The sequence below is a fragment of the Caldimonas manganoxidans ATCC BAA-369 genome (genome assembly GCF_000381125.1).
In the GTDB taxonomy this organism is placed as follows: Bacteria; Pseudomonadota; Gammaproteobacteria; order Burkholderiales; family Burkholderiaceae_C; genus Caldimonas; species Caldimonas manganoxidans.
On sequence record NZ_KB905960.1, the window covers coordinates 1 to 18,826 of the forward strand.

Genomic DNA, 18,826 nt, shown 5'->3' on the forward strand with positions numbered 1-18,826 from the left:
AGCCTGCTGGTGTGGCAGCCGATCTCGAAGTCGATACGCCGCTTGGCGGTGTCGAGCCTGACGTCATCGACGACCCACGGCGGCTGCAAGCCCAGCGCGCTGGTGAACAGAGCTTCTACGGCAATGCCCATGGACTCATCCTCCTGATCAAACACGCCTCGTGGACATGTGCACAGGCCGGCCAGCGGCCTGCACACATGCCCACCGGGCGCGACGACCAGGAGTCATTGTGACTGTTGGGTTCCACACGAAATGACGAAGAGCCCCCAGGGCACGACGAGCCGCGGCTCATCGGCGCCTACGATCATTACCATCCGATCGGGCCGCTGCTGTGGATGCTGGCGCTGCATGGCAGCCGCGCCGAGCTGCTGCCCGAAATCGCCGGCAGCGCGTGCTATCGCACCACTCCCGGGCTGGATCTGCGCAGCCTGCCGGTGGACGGGGTGCACCGCGCGGTGATCCGTCGCATGCGCGATCAGCCGCTGTCGGTGCGCGACATCGTCGACTTCAGCGGTCTGCGCCCGGAAGCCGTGGCGCGCCTGCTCAATGCGTTGTACCTCCAGTCCGGGCTGATCGTCAGCCGCACCTTGCCGCGCCCGAGCGATTCCTGGCTGGCCGGGCTGGGACTGCGGCGGCGCGACGGATAGCGCGCGCTGCCCGTCAGCGCGCGCTCAGCGCCTCCCAGCGCTCGAGCGCCTCCATCAGCAAGGCCTCGATCTGCTCGTAGCGTGCCTGCACCTGCGCCACCCGCTGCGGGGCTTCGGTGTAGAGGTTCGGACTGGCCAAGAGCTCGCCCAGTTCTTTCTGCTCGGCTTCCAGCGCCTCGATGCGCGCGGGCAGTTCATCGAGTTCACGCTGCTCTTTGTACGAGAGCTTGCGCGAGGGCCTGCCCGCCTGCGCGGGGGCCGGTGCGGGCGCGGGCTTCGGAGCGGGCGCCGGCGGCGGAGCCTGCAGGGCCCGACGGCGTGCACGCTGTTGCACCCAGTCTTCGTAGCCGCCCTCGTACTCGCGCCACTGGCCCGGGGACTCGTCGCCCTCCCAGGCGATGGTGCTGGTCACCACATGGTCGAGGAAGCGCCGGTCGTGGCTGACCAGGAACACGGTGCCCTCGTAGTCCTGCAGCAGCTCTTCCAGCAGCTCCAGCGTGTCGATGTCGAGGTCGTTGGTGGGTTCGTCCAGCACCAGCACGTTGGCCGGCCGCGCGAACAGGCGGGCCAGCAACAGCCGGTTGCGCTCGCCGCCGGAGAGCGACTTCACCGGCGAGTTGGCCCGCTCGGGCGGGAACAGGAAGTCCCCGAGATAGCTCATCACATGCTTGCGTGTGGAACCAATCTGGATCCATTCGCTGCCCGGGCTGATGGTGTCGGCCAGGCTGCGTTCGAGGTCCAGGGCCTCGCGCATCTGGTCGAAATAGGCCACCTGCAGCCGGGTGCCCAGGCGCACCGTGCCGGCATCGGGCGCCAGCTCGCCCAGGATGAGCTTCAGCAGCGTGGTCTTGCCCGCGCCATTGGGGCCGATCAGGCCGATCTTGTCGCCACGCAAAATGGTGGCCGAAAAGTCGCGCACGATGGGCCGGCCGTCATAGGCCTTGCCGACATGCTGCAACTGCGCCACCAGCTTGCCGCTGCGCTGGCCGGCGTCCACGTCCAGGCGCACGCGACCGACGGCCTCGCGGCGCTGCGCCCGCTGCTGGCGCAATCGCTCCAGCCGTGCGATGCGGGCCGCACTGCGGGTGCGACGGGCTTCCACGCCTTTGCGAATCCAGGCTTCCTCCTGGGCCAGCAGCTTGTCCGCGCGCGCATGGGCCAAGGCTTCATCGGCCAGCTGTTGGGCCTTGAGTTGCTCGTAAGCCGTGAAGTGGCCGGGGTAGCTGCGCAGCACGCCGCGGTCGAGCTCGACGATGCGCGTGGCCACCGCATCGAGAAACGCCCGATCGTGGGTGATCAACACCACGGCACCGCGGAAGCCACGCAGCAGGTCTTCCAGCCAGGCGATGGCCTCGAGGTCGAGGTGGTTGGTGGGCTCGTCCAGCAACAGCACGTCGGGCTGGGCCACCAGGGCCTGCGCCAGCGCCACGCGCTTGCGATTGCCCCCCGACAGGCGATCGACATCGGCCTGCGGCGCCAAGCGCAGACGGTGCAGCGTCTCTTCGACGCGCTGCTCCCAGGTCCAGCCGTCCAGGGCCTCGATGCGGGTTTGCAAGGCGTCCAGGTCCTCACCGGGCGCATGCGCCTCGTAGCGCTGGCGCAACGCGCGCACCTCGGCCAGCCCTTCGCTGACCGCATCGAAGACACGAAGCCCCGGGGCGAACACCGGCTCTTGCGCCACATAGGCCATGCGCAACCCCTGCTGCACTTGCAGCAAGCCATCGTCGGGCTTGTCCAGCCCGGCCAAGATCCTCAGCAGCGAGGACTTGCCGGTGCCGTTGCGGCCGATCAGGCCGATGCGCTCGGCAGATTCGATCGACAGGCTGGCGCCGTCGAGCAAGGCCACGTGACCATAGGCCAGGTGGGCGTTGGTAAGAGTGATCAAGGCCATGATGCGGATGGATTATCCTGCGTGCCACGCCTGCAGAATCCGCCTTGATGCCCACAGGAATCGAACCCATGCCCTTCCATCGTTCCGTGCGCGGCAATGCCGCATTCGTCGTGTTGATCGTGCTGCTGGCCGCCGCGGCGGCCTGGTGGTGGAACCAGCGCCCTCATGCCTCGGCAGCGGTCGCGCCGGCCGAGCCGCGCGCCGTCACGGCCCGCGGTGATCTGGCCGCCGACGAACGCAACAACATCGAAGTCTTCCAGGCGGTCTCGCCTTCGGTGGTGCACATCACCACCTTGCAAACCGCCACCAGCCTGTTCTCGCTGGACGCCATGCAAGTGCCCAGCGGCACGGGAACGGGCTTCGTGTGGGACGAGCGTGGTCACGTGGTGACCAACTTCCACGTCATCCATGGCGGCAATGCCGCCCGCGTGACCCTGGCCGATCAAAGCAGCTACCCGGCGGCTTTGGTGGGCGCGTTCCCCGACCGGGACTTGGCCGTGCTGCGCATCGATGCGCCGCGCGAAAAGCTCAAACCCATCGCGTTGGGCGAGAGCGCCAGTTTGCAAGTGGGACAGAAGGTCTACGCGATCGGCAATCCCTTCGGGCTGGACCAGACGCTGACCACCGGCATCGTCAGCGCGCTCAACCGCGAGATCGAATCGGTGACGCGCCGGCCCATTCGCGGGGTGATCCAGACCGATGCGGCCATCAACCCGGGCAACTCCGGCGGGCCACTGTTGGACTCGGCCGGCCGACTCATCGGTGTCAATACGGCGATCTATAGCCCCTCGGGGGCGAGCGCGGGCATCGGTTTTGCCATTCCGGTGGACGAGGTCAACCGCGTGGTGCCGCGGCTGATCCGCGATGGGCGCTTCATCCGGCCCTCGCTGGGCATCTCGGCCGCTCCGGATCGCTTCGGGCAGGCCTTGGGTCTGCCCGCCGGCGTGGTGGTGGTCGATGTGGCTGCCGACAGCCCGGCCGCGCAAGCCGGGCTGCGGCCGTTTGCCCGGGCCAGTGACGGCAGCCTGGTGGCCGGCGATGTGATCCTCGCCCTGGGGGGGCAAGCAACCCCCACGCTAGACCGTCTGCTCGAAGCGCTGGAGCAGCACCAAGTCGGCGACACCGTCACGCTCAAGCTGTGGCGCGCGGGCCAGGAACGCGAGGTGCAGGTGCGCTTGGGCCTGGGGTCCTAGGGCTTGGCGCCGCTCAGGCGGAACAGGCTCGCTCCAGGGCATCGACGAACACCCGTGCCACCGGGTAGCCGGTTTGTTGTTCGATCTCCTGGAAACAGGTGGGGCTGGTCACGTTGATCTCGGTGACGTGCTGGCCGATGATGTCCAGGCCGACGAGCAACAGACCGCGGGCGCTGAGCACGCGGCCGATGTCACGGGCGGTTTGGCGGTCGCGGTCGTTCAGCGGCTGGGCCACCCCCTTGCCGCCGGCGGCCAGGTTGCCGCGCACCTCACGGCCCTGGGGAATGCGTGCCAGCACATAGGGGACCGGTTCGCCGTCGATGATCAACACCCGTTTGTCGCCAGCGACGATCTCGGGAATGAAGCGCTGGACCATCACCGTGCGCTGGCCATGGGCGTTCAAGGTCTCGATGATGCTGCCCAGGTTCAACGCATCGGGCCCGACGCGGAAGATGCCCATGCCCCCCATGCCATCCAGCGGCTTGAGGATGATCTGGCCATGCTCGGCATGGAAGCGGTGGATGTCCTGCGCATCCCGCGTCACCAGGGTGGGCGCAACGAACTGCGGAAACTCCATCACCGCCAGCTTCTCCGGGTGATCGCGCAATGCCCGTGGGCTGTTGAAGACGCGCGCGCCCTCGCGCTGGGCTTGCTCCAGCAGATGGGTGGCGTAGAAGTATTCGCTGTCGAAGGGCGGGTCCTTGCGCATCAGCACCGCGTCGAAGTCGGCCAGCGCAGCCGGTGCGGGCGCCTCGGCCGCGTACCAGGGCGCACCGGCATCGCCCACTTGACCCGTCAGGCGCAGCCAGCGCACCTGCGCCATCACACGGCCACCACTGCGCCAGGACAGGTGGCGCGGCTCGCAGGCCGCCAGCCGGTGCCCGCGCGCGGCCGCCTCGCGCATCATGGCATAGGTGCTGTCCTTGTAGGTCTTGAACTGGTCGAGCGGATCGGCAACGAAAAGCAGGTTCATCACGGGTGTCAGGATCGGGGGACGCCAGTCCGGTAGTGTTGCACCATCAGCGCCAACGTGCCGGCCACCACGCCCCAAAAGGCCGACCCCACGCCCCACAGCGTCACGCCCGACAGGGTGACCAAGAAGGTGACCAGCGCGGCCTCACGATGGGATTCGTCTTTGACGGCGGTGGCCAGTCCGGCACCGATGGTGCCCAGCAGGGCCAGGCCGGCCAAGGCCCACACCAGCTCCCGTGGCACCGCGGCCAGCAGGCCGACGACCGCGCCGGCCACACAGGCCACCCCCAGATAAAACACCCCGGCCATCACGCTGGCCATGTAGCGCCGCTGGGGGTCGGCATGGGCCTCGGGGCTCATGCACAGGGCTGCGGTGATGGCCGCCAGATTCAAGGCGTAGGCGCCAAAAGGCGCCAGCACCAAGGTGGCCAGACCGGTCCAGGTGATGAGCGGCGACACCGGTGTGTGGTAGCCCGCCGCCCGGATGGCCGCCACCCCAGGCAGGTTCTGTGAGGCCATGGTCACGACGAACAGCGGCAGGGCCACGCCGATGAAGCCCTCCAGCGTGAACTGTGGCGTGGTCCACACCGGCCAGGCCAGCGACCACTGCACGGCCGAGCCGTGCAGCTCGCCCAGCATCCACGCGCCGATCAGGCCCACGGCCAGCACGCCCGGCACGGCATAGCGGGGCCAGCAGCGACGGCCCAGCAGGTAGACAAGGAACATGGCCAGCACCAGTCCGAACTGGGACTGCAGGGCAAGAAATGCCTCCATGCCAAAACGCGCCAGCACCCCGGCCAGCAAGGCCGAGGCCATGGCCGCGGGGATGCGGTTCATCGCTCGCTCGAACAGGCCGCTCAGGCCCGACAGGGTGATCAGCACGCCACAGGCGATGAAGGCGCCCGTGGCTTCGGCCATGCCCAGGCCGCCGGCGCCGGCCGAGGCCGCCAGCACGGCCGCCCCCGGCGTGGACCAGGCCGTCAGCACCGGCTGTCGATACCGCAGCGACAGCGCGATGCTGGTCAGCCCCGTGCCCAGCCCCAGCGCCCAGATCCAGGAAGTGGTCTGCGCGGGCGTCGCCCCCAAGGCCGAGGCGGCCTGGAACACCAGGGCCACCGAACTGGTAAAGCCCACCAGCACGGCCACGAAACCGGCGACCGCAGCCGACAACGATCCGTCTTGCAAGACACGCATGACTCTGTCTGCCTCATCACGAAAAGCGCAAGCCCGGGCGTCGGCGGTGCGGCGCGCAAGCTCAACGTCAAAGCGCCACCTTGGCGCCCAGCTCCACGACGCGATTGGCCGGCAGATGCAGGAAATCGGCCGCGGCCGAGGCGTTGCGATGCAGGCTGGCAAACAGCTTGTCGCGCCAGCCGGCCATGCCCGAGCCCAGCGAGGGCACGACGATTTCGCGCGACAGGAAGTAGCTGGTGTTCATGTCGTCGAGCTGCACCCCCAGCGGCTTGAGCAACGCCAGCGCCTCGGGCACGTCGGGTTCGTTCTTGAAGCCAAAGTGCAGCACCACTTGCCAGCAATTGCGCCCCAGCGGCTGCACCTCGACGCGCCGGTCGAACCCGATCCAGGGCACCTCGTGGTGGCGCACGGTCACGAAGAGGTTGGTCTCGTGCAACACCTTGTTGTGCTTGAGGTTGTGCAGCAGCGCATTGGGCGTGACCCCGGTCTCGGCGCTGAGAAAGACGGCCGTGCCCTCCACACGGGTGGGCGGGCTGGCGAAAACGGCCTCCAGAAAGGCCGGCAGCTCGATGGCCTCGCTGCGCAAGCGCTGGGCCAGCAGGCAGCGGCCGCGCTGCCAGGTGGTCATCACGGTGAACATCACCAACCCGATGGCCACTGGGAACCAGCCGCCGTCGAACAACTTGAGCGCCGTGGCCGAGAAGAACAGGACGTCCACCGCGAAGAACAAGGCCGTGGCCCCCACACACAACCACCAGGGATAGTGCCAGGCATAGCGAATCACGAAGAAGGTCATCACCGTGGTGATGAGCATGTCGATCGTCACGGCGATGCCATACGCGGCGGCCAGCTCGCCGCTGGAGCCAAAGCCGATCACGGCCGTCAGGATGCATAGATACAGGCCCCAGTTGACCGCCGGCACGTAAATCTGCCCGACCGCACGGGCCGAGGTATGCAGGATGCGCAGCCGCGGCAGAAAACCCAGCTGGACGACTTGTTTGGTGACCGAAAAGGCCGCCGAGATCAGCGCCTGCGAGGCGATGACGGTGGCGCACGTGGCCAGCAGGATCAGCGGCAGCAGCGCCCAGCGCGGGGCCATGCCATAGAACGGGTTGCTCACCAGCTCGGGCTGGCTGAGCAACAAGGCGCCTTGCCCGAAGTAGTTGAGGACCAGCGCGGGCATGACCAGGCCGAACCACGCCAGCCGGATCGGCCGCCGCCCGAAATGGCCCATGTCGGCATACAGCGCCTCGGCGCCGGTCACACACAGCACGATGGCCCCCAAGGCCAGAAAGGCCGCATCGGCATGGTGCAGCATGAAGCCCACGGCATGGTGGGGACTCAAGGCCCACAGCACCTCAGGCTGGCGCACCAGCTGCGACAACCCCAGCCCGGCCAGCACCAAAAACCACAGCACGGTCAAAGGACCGAACCAACGCCCCACGGCCCCCGTGCCATGCCGCTGCAACGCGAACAAGGCCGTCAACACCAGCAGCGTCACCGGCACGACATAAGGGTGCAAGCCCGGTGCCAGCACTTCCAGGCCCTCGACGGCCGACAGCACCGAAATGGCCGGCGTGATCACCCCATCGCCGAAGAAGATGGCCGTGCCGAAGATGCCCACCAGCAGCAAACCGCGACGCAGCCGGGGCCGATCCTTGACCGCCTGGGATGCCAGCGCCAACAAGGCCACCAGGCCGCCCTCACCGTGGTTGTCGGCCCGCAAGATCAAGGTCACGTACTTCAAGGAGACGATCACGGTGATCGTCCAGAACATCAGCGACAAGATGCCCAGCACGTTGTCGGGCGTGACCTCCAGCCGCCCGTGGGTGAAGGTTTCTTTCAGGGCATACAAGGGGCTGGTGCCAATGTCACCATAGACCACGCCGATGGCACCCAAGGTCAAGCCTGCCAGGCCGACCTGCTTGGAGGAATGGGAAGGAGACGACACGGGCGTTCGTCGCAGAACGAGGCTGGAGGCGGATTGTGCGCCGCCGCTGGCGCAGCGTCACCGAGGCATGTTGCGGCGCAGCAACGATGCGGCCGTCGCAGAGGCTTCAGTCATAGGTCTCGGCATTGGGGTCGGTGGCCTCCAGTTCATAGCTGGCCGCCAGCATGGCCAGCCGGGCGATGACGCCGTACATGTAGAAGCGGTTGGGCGCACTGGCGCCGGGCTTCTCCCCCGGGCGCGGCAAGTGGGACGACTCGGCAAAGGCCAGCGGCACGAAACTGGCCCCTGGTGAGTTGAGGTTCTCATCGATGCCGCGCTCGGCATGCACGCGATAGAAGCCGCCCACCACGTAACGGTCGATCATGTAGACCACAGGTTCGGCCACGGCCTCGTTGATGCGTTCGTAGGTGGGCACGCCTTCCTGGATGAGCACTTCGGTGACGGACTGGCCGTCCTTGATGACGCTCATCTTGTTGCGTGTCTTGCGGTTCAGCTCGGTGAGGTCCTTGGCGTCGCGCACCGTCATGATGCCCATGCCATAGGTGCCGGCATCGGCCTTGACGATCAGGAAGGGCTTCTCCTGGATGCCGTATTCCTTGTACTTGCGGCGGATCTTGCCCAGCAACGCATCGGCATGGCTTTGCAGGCAGTCCAGGCCCTCACCCTCGTGGAAATTGACCTTGCCGCACTGGGCGTACATCGGGTTGATCAGCCAAGGGTCCATGCCCAGCAGCTTGGCGAACTTCTTGGCCACCTCTTCATAGGCGTTGAAGTGGTTGGACTTGCGCCGCACCGCCCAGCCCGCATGCAGCGGCGGCAACAGGTATTGTTCATGCAAGCCTTCGAGCACCGGCGGCAGCCCCGCCGACAGGTCGTTGTTGAGCAAAATGGTGCAAGGGTCGAAGTCCTTCAGGCCCAAACGACGCTTGGTGCGCACCAGCGGCTCCAGCGTGAGGGTGCTGCCATCGGGCAGGTTCAGCGTGGTGGGCTTTTGGATGGATTCGTCCAGCGTGCCCAGGCGCACGTTCAAGCCGGCCTGGGTGAAGATCTGCATCAGCCGCTGGACGGCCATCAGATAGAAGGTGTTGCGGGTGTGCTTTTCGGGCAGCAGCAACAGGTTCTTGGCCTCGGGGCAGATCTTCTCGATGGCCGCCATGGCCGCTTGAACCGCCAGGGGCAGCATCTCCTCGGTGAGGTTGTTCCAGCCGGCCGGAAAGAGATTGGTGTCCACCGGCGCCAGCTTGAAGCCGGCGTTGCGCACGTCCACCGAGGTGTAGAACGGCGGCGTGTGCTCCATCCACTCCAGGCGGAACCAGCGCTCGATCGCCGGCATGGACTCCAGGATGCGTTGCTCCAGCTCGTTGATGGGGCCGGTAAGCGCCGTGATGAGATGCGGGACCATGGGTGCAAAGCCTGTCGGAAGTCCTGGAAAGCGGCCAAGATTGGGATTCTACGAGGGCGGCCGATTCGGCGCCGGCTCGCTGCGGCGCTCAGCGTGCTCCCACGGCCGGCGCCATGGGGTCGGGGCCGGCGCTCTCCAAGTCGATGCGCGGCAGCACGATCTTCGGCGCACGCGCCACTGCGAGCCGCCTTGCGACAGCACCGGGGTCTCGAACAGCCCCGGAAAATCCGGGGCCGCCGCGTTTTGCATTGATGTCGCCATGCACCACACGCACGCTGCGGTCGGGCTCGGCCCATGGGTCTCGTAGAGATGAAACCGCGGTGTCAGCAAATTGGTCAGATGCACCCGCAAGCAATGCCCTGCTTGCAGCCGCAGAACCTCACACGCCGTTGAAAAAAAACGCCACCTGCAGTGACGGTGGCGTCGTGGCGCTGGGGCCGGCGCCTGCGTGCCGCAGGGGCACGCAGGCGCGCAGGCCGCAGAGATCATTTGCTGTAGGCCGTCTCGCCGTGCGAAGCGATGTCCAGGCCCTCGCGCTCGTCCTCTTCGGACACGCGCAGGCCAATGACCAGATCGACGATCTTGTAGGCGATGAGCGACACCACGCCGGACCACACGATGGTCAGCAGCACGCCCTTGGCTTGAATCCACACTTGCGAAGCGATGGAGAAGTCGGCCGCGCCAACACCCCCCAGGCCGGGCGCCGCGAACACACCGGTGAGCAAAGCGCCGACGATGCCGCCCACGCCATGCACACCGAACACGTCCAGCGCGTCGTCGGCGCCGAGCATGCGCTTCAGACCATTGACCCCCCACAAGCAGATGAAGCCAGCGGCCAAACCGATGACGATGGCGCCCATCGGGCCGACCAAGCCCGCCGCCGGGGTGATGCCCACCAGGCCAGACACCGCACCCGAGGCCGCCCCGAGCATCGAGGCCTTGCCCTTGGCCAGACCTTCACCGATGCACCAGGCCAGGGTGGCCGCGCCCGTGGCCACGATGGTGTTGATGAAGGCCAGCGAGGCTTGGGCATTGGCTTCCAGCGCCGAGCCGGCATTGAAGCCAAACCAGCCCACCCACAGCAGCGAGGCGCCCACCATGGTCAGCGTCAGCGAGTGCGGCGGCATGGCCTCCTTGCCGAAGCCAATGCGCTTGCCCACCATGTAGGCGCCCACCAGCGCGGCCACCCCCGCGTTGATGTGCACCACCGTGCCGCCGGCGAAGTCCAGCGCGCCGTCCTTGAACAGCAGCCCCTCGGAGAACCACACCATGTGGGCGATGGGCAGGTAGCTGAACGTAAACCACAGCACCGTGAACAGCAGCACCGCCGAGAACTTGATGCGCTCGGCAAAGGCGCCAATGATCAGCGCACAGGTGATGGCCGCGAACGTGGCCTGGAAGGCGATGAACACGTACTCGGGCAGCTTGGCCTGCGGCGAGAAGGTGTCGGCCAGCGACTCCTGCGTCACGCCCATCAGGAAGACCTTGTCCAGCGTGCCGATGAAGGCACCGCCGCCGCCGAAAGCCAGGCTGTAGCCGTAGAGCACCCACAGCACGGTCACCAACGAGAAGATCACGAACACCTGCATCAGCACCGACAGCATGTTCTTGGCTCGCACCAGGCCGCCGTAAAACAGCGCCAGGCCGGGAATGGTCATCAGGATGACCAACAGGGTGGCCGTCAACATCCAGGCCACGTCGCCCTTGTTCACCGTGGGCGTTGGGGCCTCTGCGGCAGCCGCCGGTGCGGTATCGGCGGCAGCAGCAGCGGCAGGCGCGGCCGCTTCGCTGAGCGCAGGCGCCGAGGCCGCAGCGTCTTGAGCGAAGGCGAGATCCACGACCCCGAGGGTCGACAGACCAAACGCCAAGATGGCTAGCAATTTCTTCATGGGTTGTCTCTCTGGGTCGATGGAATCACAGGGCGTCCTTGCCCGTCTCGCCGGTGCGGATGCGCACCACCTGTTCGAGCGCGGACACGAAGATCTTGCCGTCACCGATCTTGCCGGTGCGGGCCGAGCCCTCGATGGCCTCGATGACGCGATCGACGATGGCATCGTCCACCGCCGCCTCGATCTTCACCTTGGGCAGGAAGTCGACGACATACTCCGCCCCCCGGTACAGCTCGGTGTGGCCCTTCTGGCGGCCAAAGCCTTTGACTTCGGTCACCGTGATCCCTTGTACCCCGATGGCACTGAGGGCTTCACGCACTTCGTCCAGCTTGAAGGGCTTGACGATGGCAGTCACCATCTTCATGGCTTGCTCCTTTGAAAGTGAAAGAAGGTGCCCGCTGCCGACCGGGCACCCGCGGTCTTACATGGCCTTGGTCAGCGTGAGGATGAAGCGCGCTTTGTTGATGTCGCCGTAATAGTTCTTTTTGTTGGCCCCCACCACATGGCCTCCCAGCGAGAAGCCCGAGCCCAAGTCATAGGTGGCGCCCAGCTTGTAGTCGTAGTAGTCGGGCGGGGCTGCATCGCTGGCCCACAGCGTGTAGCCCAGCCCGGCATTGAGCGTGAGCTTGTCGATCAGCGGCAGGTTGGCCGACAGCGCAAAGTAGCCGGTGTTGCGGCTGTCGGGCACGGCGAAGTACTCGTCGGAGACCGTGTGCGAATACTTGAGCGCGAACGGGCCGTAGCTCAGACCGCCGTAAATTTCCGTGGTGTTGGCATCGGACAGTCCGGGATAGAGGTACTGCAGCACGCCGATGTCGTAGCCCAGGTCGGCCACTTCCCCTTTGTAGCCGCCATAGACATCCATCTCGATGCCATTGGCGAAGTTGATGCTGGAGTTCCAGTTGCCGACGTAGAAGCCCCCGAGGCTGTAGTCGAAGCCGCCTTGGACGGCCGGTTTGTTGCCGGTCTGGTCCTGGCCGCGGAATTTGTAATTGGTGGTCAGGCTGAAGTTGGTGGCCACGCCTTCGGCCATCGCCGGAGCGGCGAGCACGGCAGAGGCCAAGGCGAGCGCGAGCAGGGTCTTGCGAGGCATGGACAAACTCCTGAAGGGGTGAAGGAATGAACCCGCAGCTGGAACTGCAGGAAACATGCCATCGCCAAGCCGGCCCAGATCGCCCCAGGACGGCACATCGCGAGCCCATATCGGCACCTCGACGCACGACCTCGGTGCATTCGAGGCCGCTGCACCAGACCTGTGCCCCCACAGCCACGGGGACTGCGGCAAGGCCTCGGAGCCGGCAGCAGCCGCCACAATGCAGGCTTGGGCACCTTGGCGTGCCCAGCAAAACAACCATGTTCAGGAGGACTCCCGTCCATGTCGCTGGCCGTGATCCACAGCCGGGCGCTGGCCGCCTTGCAGGCCCCGCCCGTCACCGTCGAGGTGCATCTGGCCAACGGCCTGCCCAGCTTCACGCTGGTGGGCCTGGCCGACACCGAAGTCAAGGAAGCCCGTGAGCGTGTGCGCGCTGCGCTGATCAACAGCGGGCTGGACTTCCCTCACAACAAACGCATCACCGTCAACCTGGCCCCTGCCGATCTGCCCAAGGAAACCGGCCGCTTCGACCTGCCCATTGCGCTGGGCATCCTGGCCGCGCAAGGCCAGATTCCCGCCGCCGCCTTGGACGGCTACGAGTTCGCCGGCGAGTTGTCGCTGGCCGGCGATTTGCGGGCCGTGCGCGGCGCCTTGGCCATGAGCCTGGCGCTGCGTCGCCAAGGCGCCGCGCGCGCGATGGTGCTGCCCCTGGACAGCGCCCGCGAAGCCTCCCTGGTCGAAGGCACGACCGTCTATGGCGCGCGGCATTTGTTGGACGTGGTGCAGTCGCTGCTGCCGCCGCGCGCAGGCGAGCCACCCCCCCACGGCTGGGTGCGGGTGTGCGAGCGTCCTCAAGCCCAAGCTGTCGCTGGCCCCGATCTGCGCGAAGTCAAGGGCCAAGCCGGCCCGAAGCGGGCGCTGGAGATCGCCGCCGCCGGGGGCCACAGCGTGCTGATGGTGGGCCCGCCAGGCACGGGCAAGTCCATGCTCGCGCAGCGCTTTGCCGGCTTACTGCCTGCGCTGGACACCGAAGCGGCCCTGGAGTCGGCGGCCGTGCTCAGCCTGGTGGGCGCTTTCGATCCAGCGCGCTGGGGTCAGCGCGTGCTGCGCGCCCCGCACCACAGCGCCTCGCCGGTGGCGCTGGCCGGTGGGGGCTCGCCTCCGCGACCGGGCGAAATCTCGCTGGCCCACCAAGGCGTGCTCTTTCTGGACGAGCTGCCCGAGTTCCCGCGCGCGGCGCTCGAAGTCCTGCGTGAGCCTTTGGAGACCGGCCAGATCACCATCGCGCGCGCAGCGCACCATGTCGAGTTTCCGGCGCGCTTTCAACTGATCGCTGCGATGAACCCCTGTCCCTGCGGCTACCTGGGCTCGCGAGTGCGCGCCTGCCGCTGCAGCCCCGAGGCCGTGGCACGATACCAAGGCCGGCTCAGCGGACCACTGCTGGACCGCATCGACATCCAGGTCGAAGTCAACAGCGTGCCGCACGAGGAATTGCTGCGGCTGCCCGAAGGCGAGCCCAGCGCCGCCGTGGCCGAGCGTGTGGCTCGGGCCCGGCAACGGCAGCTGGCCCGCCAGGGATGCACGAACGCCCAGCTCCAAGGGGCGCAGCTCGATGCCCACTGTGGGCTCCATGACGATGCGCAGCGCTTCTTGCAGGCCGCAGCCAGCCGGCTGGGCTGGTCGGCACGCAGCCTGCACCGGGTGCTCAAAATCGCCCGCAGCATCGCCGACCTGGCCGGCGCCGACTTGCTGGCCATGGCCCATGTGGCCGAAGCGATCCAGCTGCGGCGTGTCCTGGTCGCGTCGTGAAGACCCTGGCGCGCCCACGCGCGCTCAGCCGTCGATGTGCCAGCGATGGCCGCATCGCTGGCATTGCACCTGCAGCCGCTGGCCGCCCTGGTCCTCGTCGATCAGACTCCAACGAGCATAGGCGTGACATGCCGGGCATTGCGCTTGATGGGCCACGTGCTCGGCATGCATCAGCAAAGCGAGATAGCGCCGCAGCGCCCACAGCCCGATGGCTGCACTGGCCGCAGCGCACAGGCCAACCCATGCCTGCACCAGCAGTGGGGCCCCACGCTCATAAGCCTCGGCGCTGCCCAGCAGGCCCACCAGGGACAGCACCAACAGCACGAGGTGCAGGTGGCTGAGGACGAGTTCACGCTCGTACCATTTGCGAAAGCCGTGCTGGCGGATCATTTGTGCCATCGTCATCGCACCCTCCTGCCGCCCCACGGCGCCTGGCCCGAAGGCTCATGATCGCACCGGCGCAGCCCGCCCGGCAAGCCCCCATCGGAACGATGGGCTCGGCTGGGTCCTCACAAGGCTTGGGCCACGGCCGCGACACGGGCCTCGTGGATGAGCGTGGCAATGCGAGGCCCGCTCAGGCCGCGGGCCTGGGCCTGTCGGGCGATCTCGCCAGCGTCCACCCCTTGCGCGGCGCGCAAGGCGCGGCGCAGCCGCTGGCCCTGCGGATAGTCCTGCTCGCCCAGACCGAGCCGGCCCCGGGCATCGCATTCACAGGCCAGCAAGATCTCCTCGAAGCGCTCGGGCTTGCGAAACGCATCGCAACGCTCCAGCAGGCGCACCAGGGCCGCGGCCGTCCACTCGCCGGCGCGGTGGATGTTGCCGTGTTCGCGCGCCACCACTTCGGCGATCTCGCGGCAGTCGCTGGGCACACGCAGACGCACGCACAGCTGGCGCAACAAGCCCACGCTGCGCTGCTCGTGCCCGATGTGACGCGGCCACAGCTGCGGCGGCGTGGTGCCCTTGCCCAGATCGTGCGTCAAACAAGCAAACCGCACAGGCAAAGACGCCTTCAGCCGCGCGGCCATGTCCAGCACCAGCATCAGGTGCATGCCCGTATCCACCTCGGGGTGGTATTCGGCCCGCTGCGGCACGCCCCACAGCCGATCCACCTCGGGCAGCAGGCGTGCCAGGGCGCCACACTCGCGCAGCACCTCGAACATGCGTGAGGGCTTCTTCTCCATCAGCCCACGCGACAGCTCCTGCCACACGCGCTCGGGCACCAAGTGATCGACCTCGCCGTGCTCGACCATCTGGCGCATCAGCATCAGCGTCTCGGCCGCCACGCTGAACTCGGTGAAGCGCGCCGCAAAGCGGGCCACGCGCAGGATGCGCACCGGATCCTCGGCAAACGCCGGTGAGACATGCCGCAGCACCTGGTCCTGCAGATCGCGCACACCGCCGAAAGGGTCGATCAGGCGGCCGTCTTCGTCCTCGGCGATGGCATTGATCGTCAGGTCGCGGCGCTGGAGGTCTTGCTCCAGGGTCACGTCCGGCGCCGCATGGAAGACAAAGCCATGGTAGCCGTGGCCCGTCTTGCGCTCGGTGCGCGCCAGCGCATATTCCTCATGCGTCTGAGGATGCAAGAACACCGGGAAATCGCGCCCCACCGGCGTGAAGCCCGAGGCGATCATGGCCTCGGGGGTGGCGCCCACGACCACCCAGTCGCGGTCGCTGACCGGCAGGCCGAGCAGCCGGTCGCGCACGGCACCCCCGACCATGTAGACCTTCATGGCCAGCAAGTGTAGCGGGCCGGCTTCAGCCGGTGCGCCCCCGCTCAGCCGCGACGGGCAAAAGCCCGGTACTGCAGGTAGCGGCTGCGCGGCTCGCGCCCACCCAGATAGCCCGCAGCCACCGAAGGCAGGTCCACCGGGGCAATCCCCAGAGCCTGCAGGCCCGGCAGCCGACCGCTGGCCACGTTGGGCACGCGCATCGACGCGATGTTGTCGCGGCTCATCAAAGGCTCGCCCGGCAGGCACTCAAACACCAGCGCCTGCAGCCAGCCCAGGACCTCGGGCAGGGGCACGATGGGCCGGGGATGGCCCGACAGCTCGCCGGCCAGGCGCACCAACTCGGCCAGGGTGTAGACCTGCGGTCCGGCGCATTCGTAGGTCTGGCCGATCGAGTCGGGGCGGTCCAAGGCGTGGACCAGGGCCTGGGCCACATCGCCCACCCACACCGGCTGGAAGCGGGCCCGCGCACCGGCCAGCGGCAGCACGGGAAAGACACGCTGCAACGCCGCAAAGAGGTTGAGAAAGCGGTCTTCGGCCCCAAAGATCACCGACGGTCGCAGCACCGTGAGATCGAGCCCGGACTGCGCTCGCAGCACGGCCTCGCCCTCGGTCTTGCTGCGCAAGTAATGCGAGGGGGCACCTTCGCCCACGCCCAATGCGCTGACATGCAGCAAGCGGCGCACGCCTTGCTCGGCACACACCTGGGCCAGCTGGCGCGGCAGCGCCACGTGCACGCGCTCGAAGTCGGCGGCTCGGCCATGCAGGATGGCCACGAGATTGATGACCGCATCGCAGCCGGCCACTAGGCGGCGCAACTGGGCCGGATCGTGCACATCGGCCTGGACCAGCTCCACCGTGGGCAACATCTGGATGTGCTTGGCCCGCGCGGGCCGTCGGCTGGGCACACGGATGATGCCTCCGCCACCGCCGTTGCGTTCGACCAGGCGTTCGCACAGATGGCGGCCCACGAAGCCGGTGCCGCCAAGGACGAGGATCTTGTTCATGAGGTGTCCACCAAACAGGGCCATCAGGGCAAATCGGCGCGGGGCGCTGGTGCATCCGGGGCGCGTGGCCCGATGCGGGGCTCCAGGCGATCACGCAGCCGAGGCACCCGCCCATGCAACAGCGCGTCGTAGTACGTGGCGTTGGACAACACTTTCTTCACGTAGTCCCGCGTCTCGTTGAATGGAATATTTTCGATCCACACGGCGGCTTCCAGCACCGGCCCCTCGCGCCAGCGGCGCGGCCGACCCGGTCCGGCGTTGTAGGCCGCCGCCCCCAGCGCCAGCGAGCCCTGGTCCTCGATCACGAGCTTCAGATAGCTCATCCCCAACAACAGGTTGATCTCGCGATCATTGAGCATCGAGGGCTGATACTTCAGGCCGATTTGGCGCGCCGTCCAGCGGGCGGTGGCCGGCATCAGCTGCATCAGCCCAGAGGCCCCCACGTGTGAGCGCGCATCCAGGATGAACCGAGATTCCTGACGAATCAGCCCATAGACGACGGCCGGGTCCACGCCCACCTCACGCGCCTTGAGAATCACCTCGCGCCGAAAAGGCATGGGGAAGCGCTGCTCGAAACTCACCTCGGCCTGGGTGCGCTCGCTGGTGTTGATGCAGCGGTCCCACACCTGCAGATCGCAGGCCAACTGGGCGGCGGCCAGCAGGTCGCGGTCGCCCATGCGTCCAGGGCCGCCGAAGCTCAGGGTCCAGTTCCATTCGCGCACGCCCTCGTTGCGCAAGCCCAGCTCGATGAGTCGCAGCGCCCGCTGCAAGCCGGGGTTGGCCTGCGCCCGGGCCCGTTCCTCGGCGGTCAACGGCGCTGGCGCAGGTGGCAGCAGATGCGGCCGGTCCAAGGCCTCGGCCGCCAATTGACCGTAGAAATGGTATTGGCCGGCCAAGGTCTCCAGCAGCGCCTGGGCCTGGGCGCGCAAGCTTTCGGCTTGGGCCGACTCCCGGGCCACCTCGCGCAAGGCACGTGCCTTCCAGTACATCCAGGCCGGCTCGCGCTGTTCGGCGCCCGACAAGGCCTCGATGCCCTGCAACACCTGCGACCAGCGGCCCGCACGCAGGGCTGCACGCACCTTCCAAACCAGCATTTCGTCCGACCACGAGCCCACATCGGCCTTGCGCGCCGCATACTGGTAGTACTCGACCGCCTCGGGCATCAGCCGAAGGGCCGCTTGGCGGCCGATGCTGGCCCACACCCAGGACGCCAGCTCGTCGGGCAGCCAGGCCGCCCAGCGGTCACGCATCTGAGTGGCAGCCAACTGCGGATCGTTGGCCGCCAGACGGATCAGGGCCAGCGCGGTCAGCTCGGCCGCCTCGCGCCGGTCGGTGCGGCCGGCGCGCACCACGTAGCGGGCCGGGTTCTCCAGCAGCTCGTTGAAATTGATGACGACCGAGGCTCCCAGCAATTCCAAGGCCTGACGCGCCGCCCGCGGGCGGTTCTGCTCGAGGGCCAGCCGGGCCTTGCGCCAGACATCGTCGGCCGTGAGCACGCCAGCCGCGTAAAGCTGTGAGGCCATCGCCGCGCAGCCCACGTCGGCGTCGCGCTGGGCATACCAAGCCGCCCGGGCCGCCTGGCGCAGCGCCTCTAGCGCATGACCGTCGCGGTGACGCAGGATCTGCTCATAGCAGTGGAGCTCGCGGTCATCGCGCATGCGGAACTTCGGCAGCTCGACGGCCATCTGCGCCCAGTCGCCGCGGCGGCCCAGCTCGAGCAGCCAGTCGTTGCGCAGCCTGTCTTCCACATAAGTGCCGCCCCAGCGCGCGTAAAACTCGGCCAGCTCGCCCGCGCTGGCTTCGCTCAGACGCAGGTTGAGCGCCCAATAATCGATCCAAGGCGTCAAGGGATGGTTCTGCGCTCGGGCCTCGCGCAGCAGGCTTTGCAACCGAGCCGCGTCCTTGCGTGCATAGGCGTCACGCGCCTGCACCGCCAAGTCGGCCACCTGCTGCGCGCGCAAGGGCCCCCAGGCGCAGCCGGTCAGCAGCGCGGCCACCACCACGCTCAAGGCGCGCCGATAATCGAATCCTTTGGGAAAAAATCTCATCGA

General features: G+C 67.5%; 15 protein-coding genes and 1 pseudogene. 3 read left to right on the forward strand and 13 right to left on the reverse strand.

Annotation, left to right across the window (positions count from 1 at the left end; all coding sequences use genetic code 11):
* A pseudogene (locus F615_RS20535) lies at positions 1-131 on the reverse strand (ISL3 family transposase); the annotation flags it as partial.
* Positions 132-236: 105 nt separating this feature from the next.
* Here F615_RS20535 and F615_RS18705 point away from each other — a divergent pair.
* On the forward strand, positions 237-647 hold the full coding sequence (locus F615_RS18705; protein ID WP_019561831.1) for a helix-turn-helix domain-containing protein: 411 nt from the start codon (positions 237-239) through the stop codon (positions 645-647).
* Positions 648-660: 13 nt separating this feature from the next.
* On the opposite strand, the gene F615_RS0114135 is transcribed toward F615_RS18705, so the two are convergent.
* Positions 661-2,538 carry an ABC-F family ATP-binding cassette domain-containing protein gene (locus F615_RS0114135; protein ID WP_019561832.1) on the reverse strand — a complete coding sequence of 626 codons (1,878 nt, stop codon included), beginning with the start codon at positions 2,536-2,538 and terminating at the stop codon, positions 661-663.
* A gap of 68 nt (positions 2,539-2,606) precedes the next feature.
* On the opposite strand from F615_RS0114135, the gene F615_RS0114140 reads away from it, so the two are divergent.
* The gene (locus tag F615_RS0114140; protein ID WP_019561833.1) at positions 2,607-3,731 is read left to right on the forward strand and encodes a S1C family serine protease; all 1,125 of its coding nucleotides are present in this window, start codon (positions 2,607-2,609) and stop codon (positions 3,729-3,731) included.
* A 13-nt stretch (positions 3,732-3,744) separates the two neighbouring features.
* On the opposite strand, the gene gshB is transcribed toward F615_RS0114140, so the two are convergent.
* From gshB to F615_RS0114180, 7 genes are all read right to left on the reverse strand, one after another.
* A complete protein-coding gene (gene gshB / locus F615_RS0114145) occupies positions 3,745-4,704 on the reverse strand; it encodes a glutathione synthase (protein WP_019561834.1) in 960 nt (319 codons plus the stop codon).
* 8 nt (positions 4,705-4,712) lie between these two features.
* Entirely contained in the window at positions 4,713-5,897 is a 1,185-nt protein-coding gene (locus F615_RS0114150) for a benzoate/H(+) symporter BenE family transporter (protein ID WP_019561835.1), read from the reverse strand.
* Between the two features lie 67 nt (positions 5,898-5,964).
* Positions 5,965-7,848, reverse strand: coding sequence for a potassium transporter Kup (locus tag F615_RS0114155; RefSeq protein WP_019561836.1), 1,884 nt, complete (start codon positions 7,846-7,848; stop codon positions 5,965-5,967).
* A 106-nt stretch (positions 7,849-7,954) separates the two neighbouring features.
* Complete coding sequence (gene gshA / locus F615_RS0114160) at positions 7,955-9,250, reverse strand: glutamate--cysteine ligase (protein WP_019561837.1); 1,296 nt, start codon at positions 9,248-9,250, stop codon at positions 7,955-7,957.
* 485 nt (positions 9,251-9,735) lie between these two features.
* Positions 9,736-11,139 carry an ammonium transporter gene (locus F615_RS0114170; RefSeq protein WP_019561839.1) on the reverse strand — a complete coding sequence of 468 codons (1,404 nt, stop codon included), beginning with the start codon at positions 11,137-11,139 and terminating at the stop codon, positions 9,736-9,738.
* Between the two features lie 25 nt (positions 11,140-11,164).
* Positions 11,165-11,503 (reverse strand): P-II family nitrogen regulator, encoded by a 339-nt coding sequence (locus tag F615_RS0114175; RefSeq protein WP_019561840.1) that lies wholly within the window; start codon positions 11,501-11,503, stop codon positions 11,165-11,167.
* A 57-nt stretch (positions 11,504-11,560) separates the two neighbouring features.
* Positions 11,561-12,232 (reverse strand): TorF family putative porin, encoded by a 672-nt coding sequence (locus F615_RS0114180; protein WP_019561841.1) that lies wholly within the window; start codon positions 12,230-12,232, stop codon positions 11,561-11,563.
* Positions 12,233-12,514: 282 nt separating this feature from the next.
* On the opposite strand from F615_RS0114180, the gene F615_RS0114185 reads away from it, so the two are divergent.
* Positions 12,515-14,041, forward strand: a complete 1,527-nt coding sequence (locus tag F615_RS0114185) for a YifB family Mg chelatase-like AAA ATPase (protein ID WP_019561842.1) — start codon at positions 12,515-12,517, stop codon at positions 14,039-14,041.
* A 24-nt stretch (positions 14,042-14,065) separates the two neighbouring features.
* Here F615_RS0114185 and F615_RS0114190 read toward each other — a convergent pair whose 3' ends face one another.
* The 4 genes from F615_RS0114190 to F615_RS0114205 all read right to left on the reverse strand — a co-directional run bounded on the left by F615_RS0114190 (position 14,066) and on the right by F615_RS0114205 (position 18,823).
* Positions 14,066-14,446: an MJ0042-type zinc finger domain-containing protein gene (locus tag F615_RS0114190; RefSeq protein WP_019561843.1), complete on the reverse strand. Its 381-nt coding sequence runs from the start codon at positions 14,444-14,446 to the stop codon at positions 14,066-14,068.
* 104 nt (positions 14,447-14,550) lie between these two features.
* Positions 14,551-15,771, reverse strand: coding sequence for a multifunctional CCA addition/repair protein (locus tag F615_RS0114195; protein WP_026330334.1), 1,221 nt, complete (start codon positions 15,769-15,771; stop codon positions 14,551-14,553).
* 44 nt (positions 15,772-15,815) lie between these two features.
* Positions 15,816-16,775 carry a complex I NDUFA9 subunit family protein gene (locus F615_RS0114200; protein WP_026330335.1) on the reverse strand — a complete coding sequence of 320 codons (960 nt, stop codon included), beginning with the start codon at positions 16,773-16,775 and terminating at the stop codon, positions 15,816-15,818.
* Between the two features lie 23 nt (positions 16,776-16,798).
* On the reverse strand, positions 16,799-18,823 hold the full coding sequence (locus F615_RS0114205) for a lytic transglycosylase domain-containing protein (RefSeq protein ID WP_019561846.1): 2,025 nt from the start codon (positions 18,821-18,823) through the stop codon (positions 16,799-16,801).
* Positions 18,824-18,826: the final 3 nt, after the last annotated feature.

What these genes read in the sequence shown, in the direction of transcription:
- F615_RS0114135 (WP_019561832.1), bottom strand. Translation starts at nt 2,538, where the DNA reads ATGGCCTTGATCACTCTTACCAACGCCCACCTGGCCTATGGTCACGTG.
- F615_RS0114140 (WP_019561833.1), top strand. Translation starts at nt 2,607, where the DNA reads ATGCCCTTCCATCGTTCCGTGCGCGGCAATGCCGCATTCGTCGTGTTG.
- gshB (WP_019561834.1), bottom strand. Translation starts at nt 4,704, where the DNA reads ATGAACCTGCTTTTCGTTGCCGATCCGCTCGACCAGTTCAAGACCTAC.
- F615_RS0114150 (WP_019561835.1), bottom strand. Translation starts at nt 5,897, where the DNA reads ATGCGTGTCTTGCAAGACGGATCGTTGTCGGCTGCGGTCGCCGGTTTC.
- gshA (WP_019561837.1), bottom strand. Translation starts at nt 9,250, where the DNA reads ATGGTCCCGCATCTCATCACGGCGCTTACCGGCCCCATCAACGAGCTG.
- F615_RS0114170 (WP_019561839.1), bottom strand. Translation starts at nt 11,139, where the DNA reads ATGAAGAAATTGCTAGCCATCTTGGCGTTTGGTCTGTCGACCCTCGGG.
- F615_RS0114175 (WP_019561840.1), bottom strand. Translation starts at nt 11,503, where the DNA reads ATGAAGATGGTGACTGCCATCGTCAAGCCCTTCAAGCTGGACGAAGTG.
- F615_RS0114180 (WP_019561841.1), bottom strand. Translation starts at nt 12,232, where the DNA reads ATGCCTCGCAAGACCCTGCTCGCGCTCGCCTTGGCCTCTGCCGTGCTC.
- F615_RS0114185 (WP_019561842.1), top strand. Translation starts at nt 12,515, where the DNA reads ATGTCGCTGGCCGTGATCCACAGCCGGGCGCTGGCCGCCTTGCAGGCC.
- F615_RS0114190 (WP_019561843.1), bottom strand. Translation starts at nt 14,446, where the DNA reads ATGACGATGGCACAAATGATCCGCCAGCACGGCTTTCGCAAATGGTAC.
- F615_RS0114195 (WP_026330334.1), bottom strand. Translation starts at nt 15,771, where the DNA reads ATGAAGGTCTACATGGTCGGGGGTGCCGTGCGCGACCGGCTGCTCGGC.
- F615_RS0114200 (WP_026330335.1), bottom strand. Translation starts at nt 16,775, where the DNA reads ATGAACAAGATCCTCGTCCTTGGCGGCACCGGCTTCGTGGGCCGCCAT.
- F615_RS0114205 (WP_019561846.1), bottom strand. Translation starts at nt 18,823, where the DNA reads ATGAGATTTTTTCCCAAAGGATTCGATTATCGGCGCGCCTTGAGCGTG.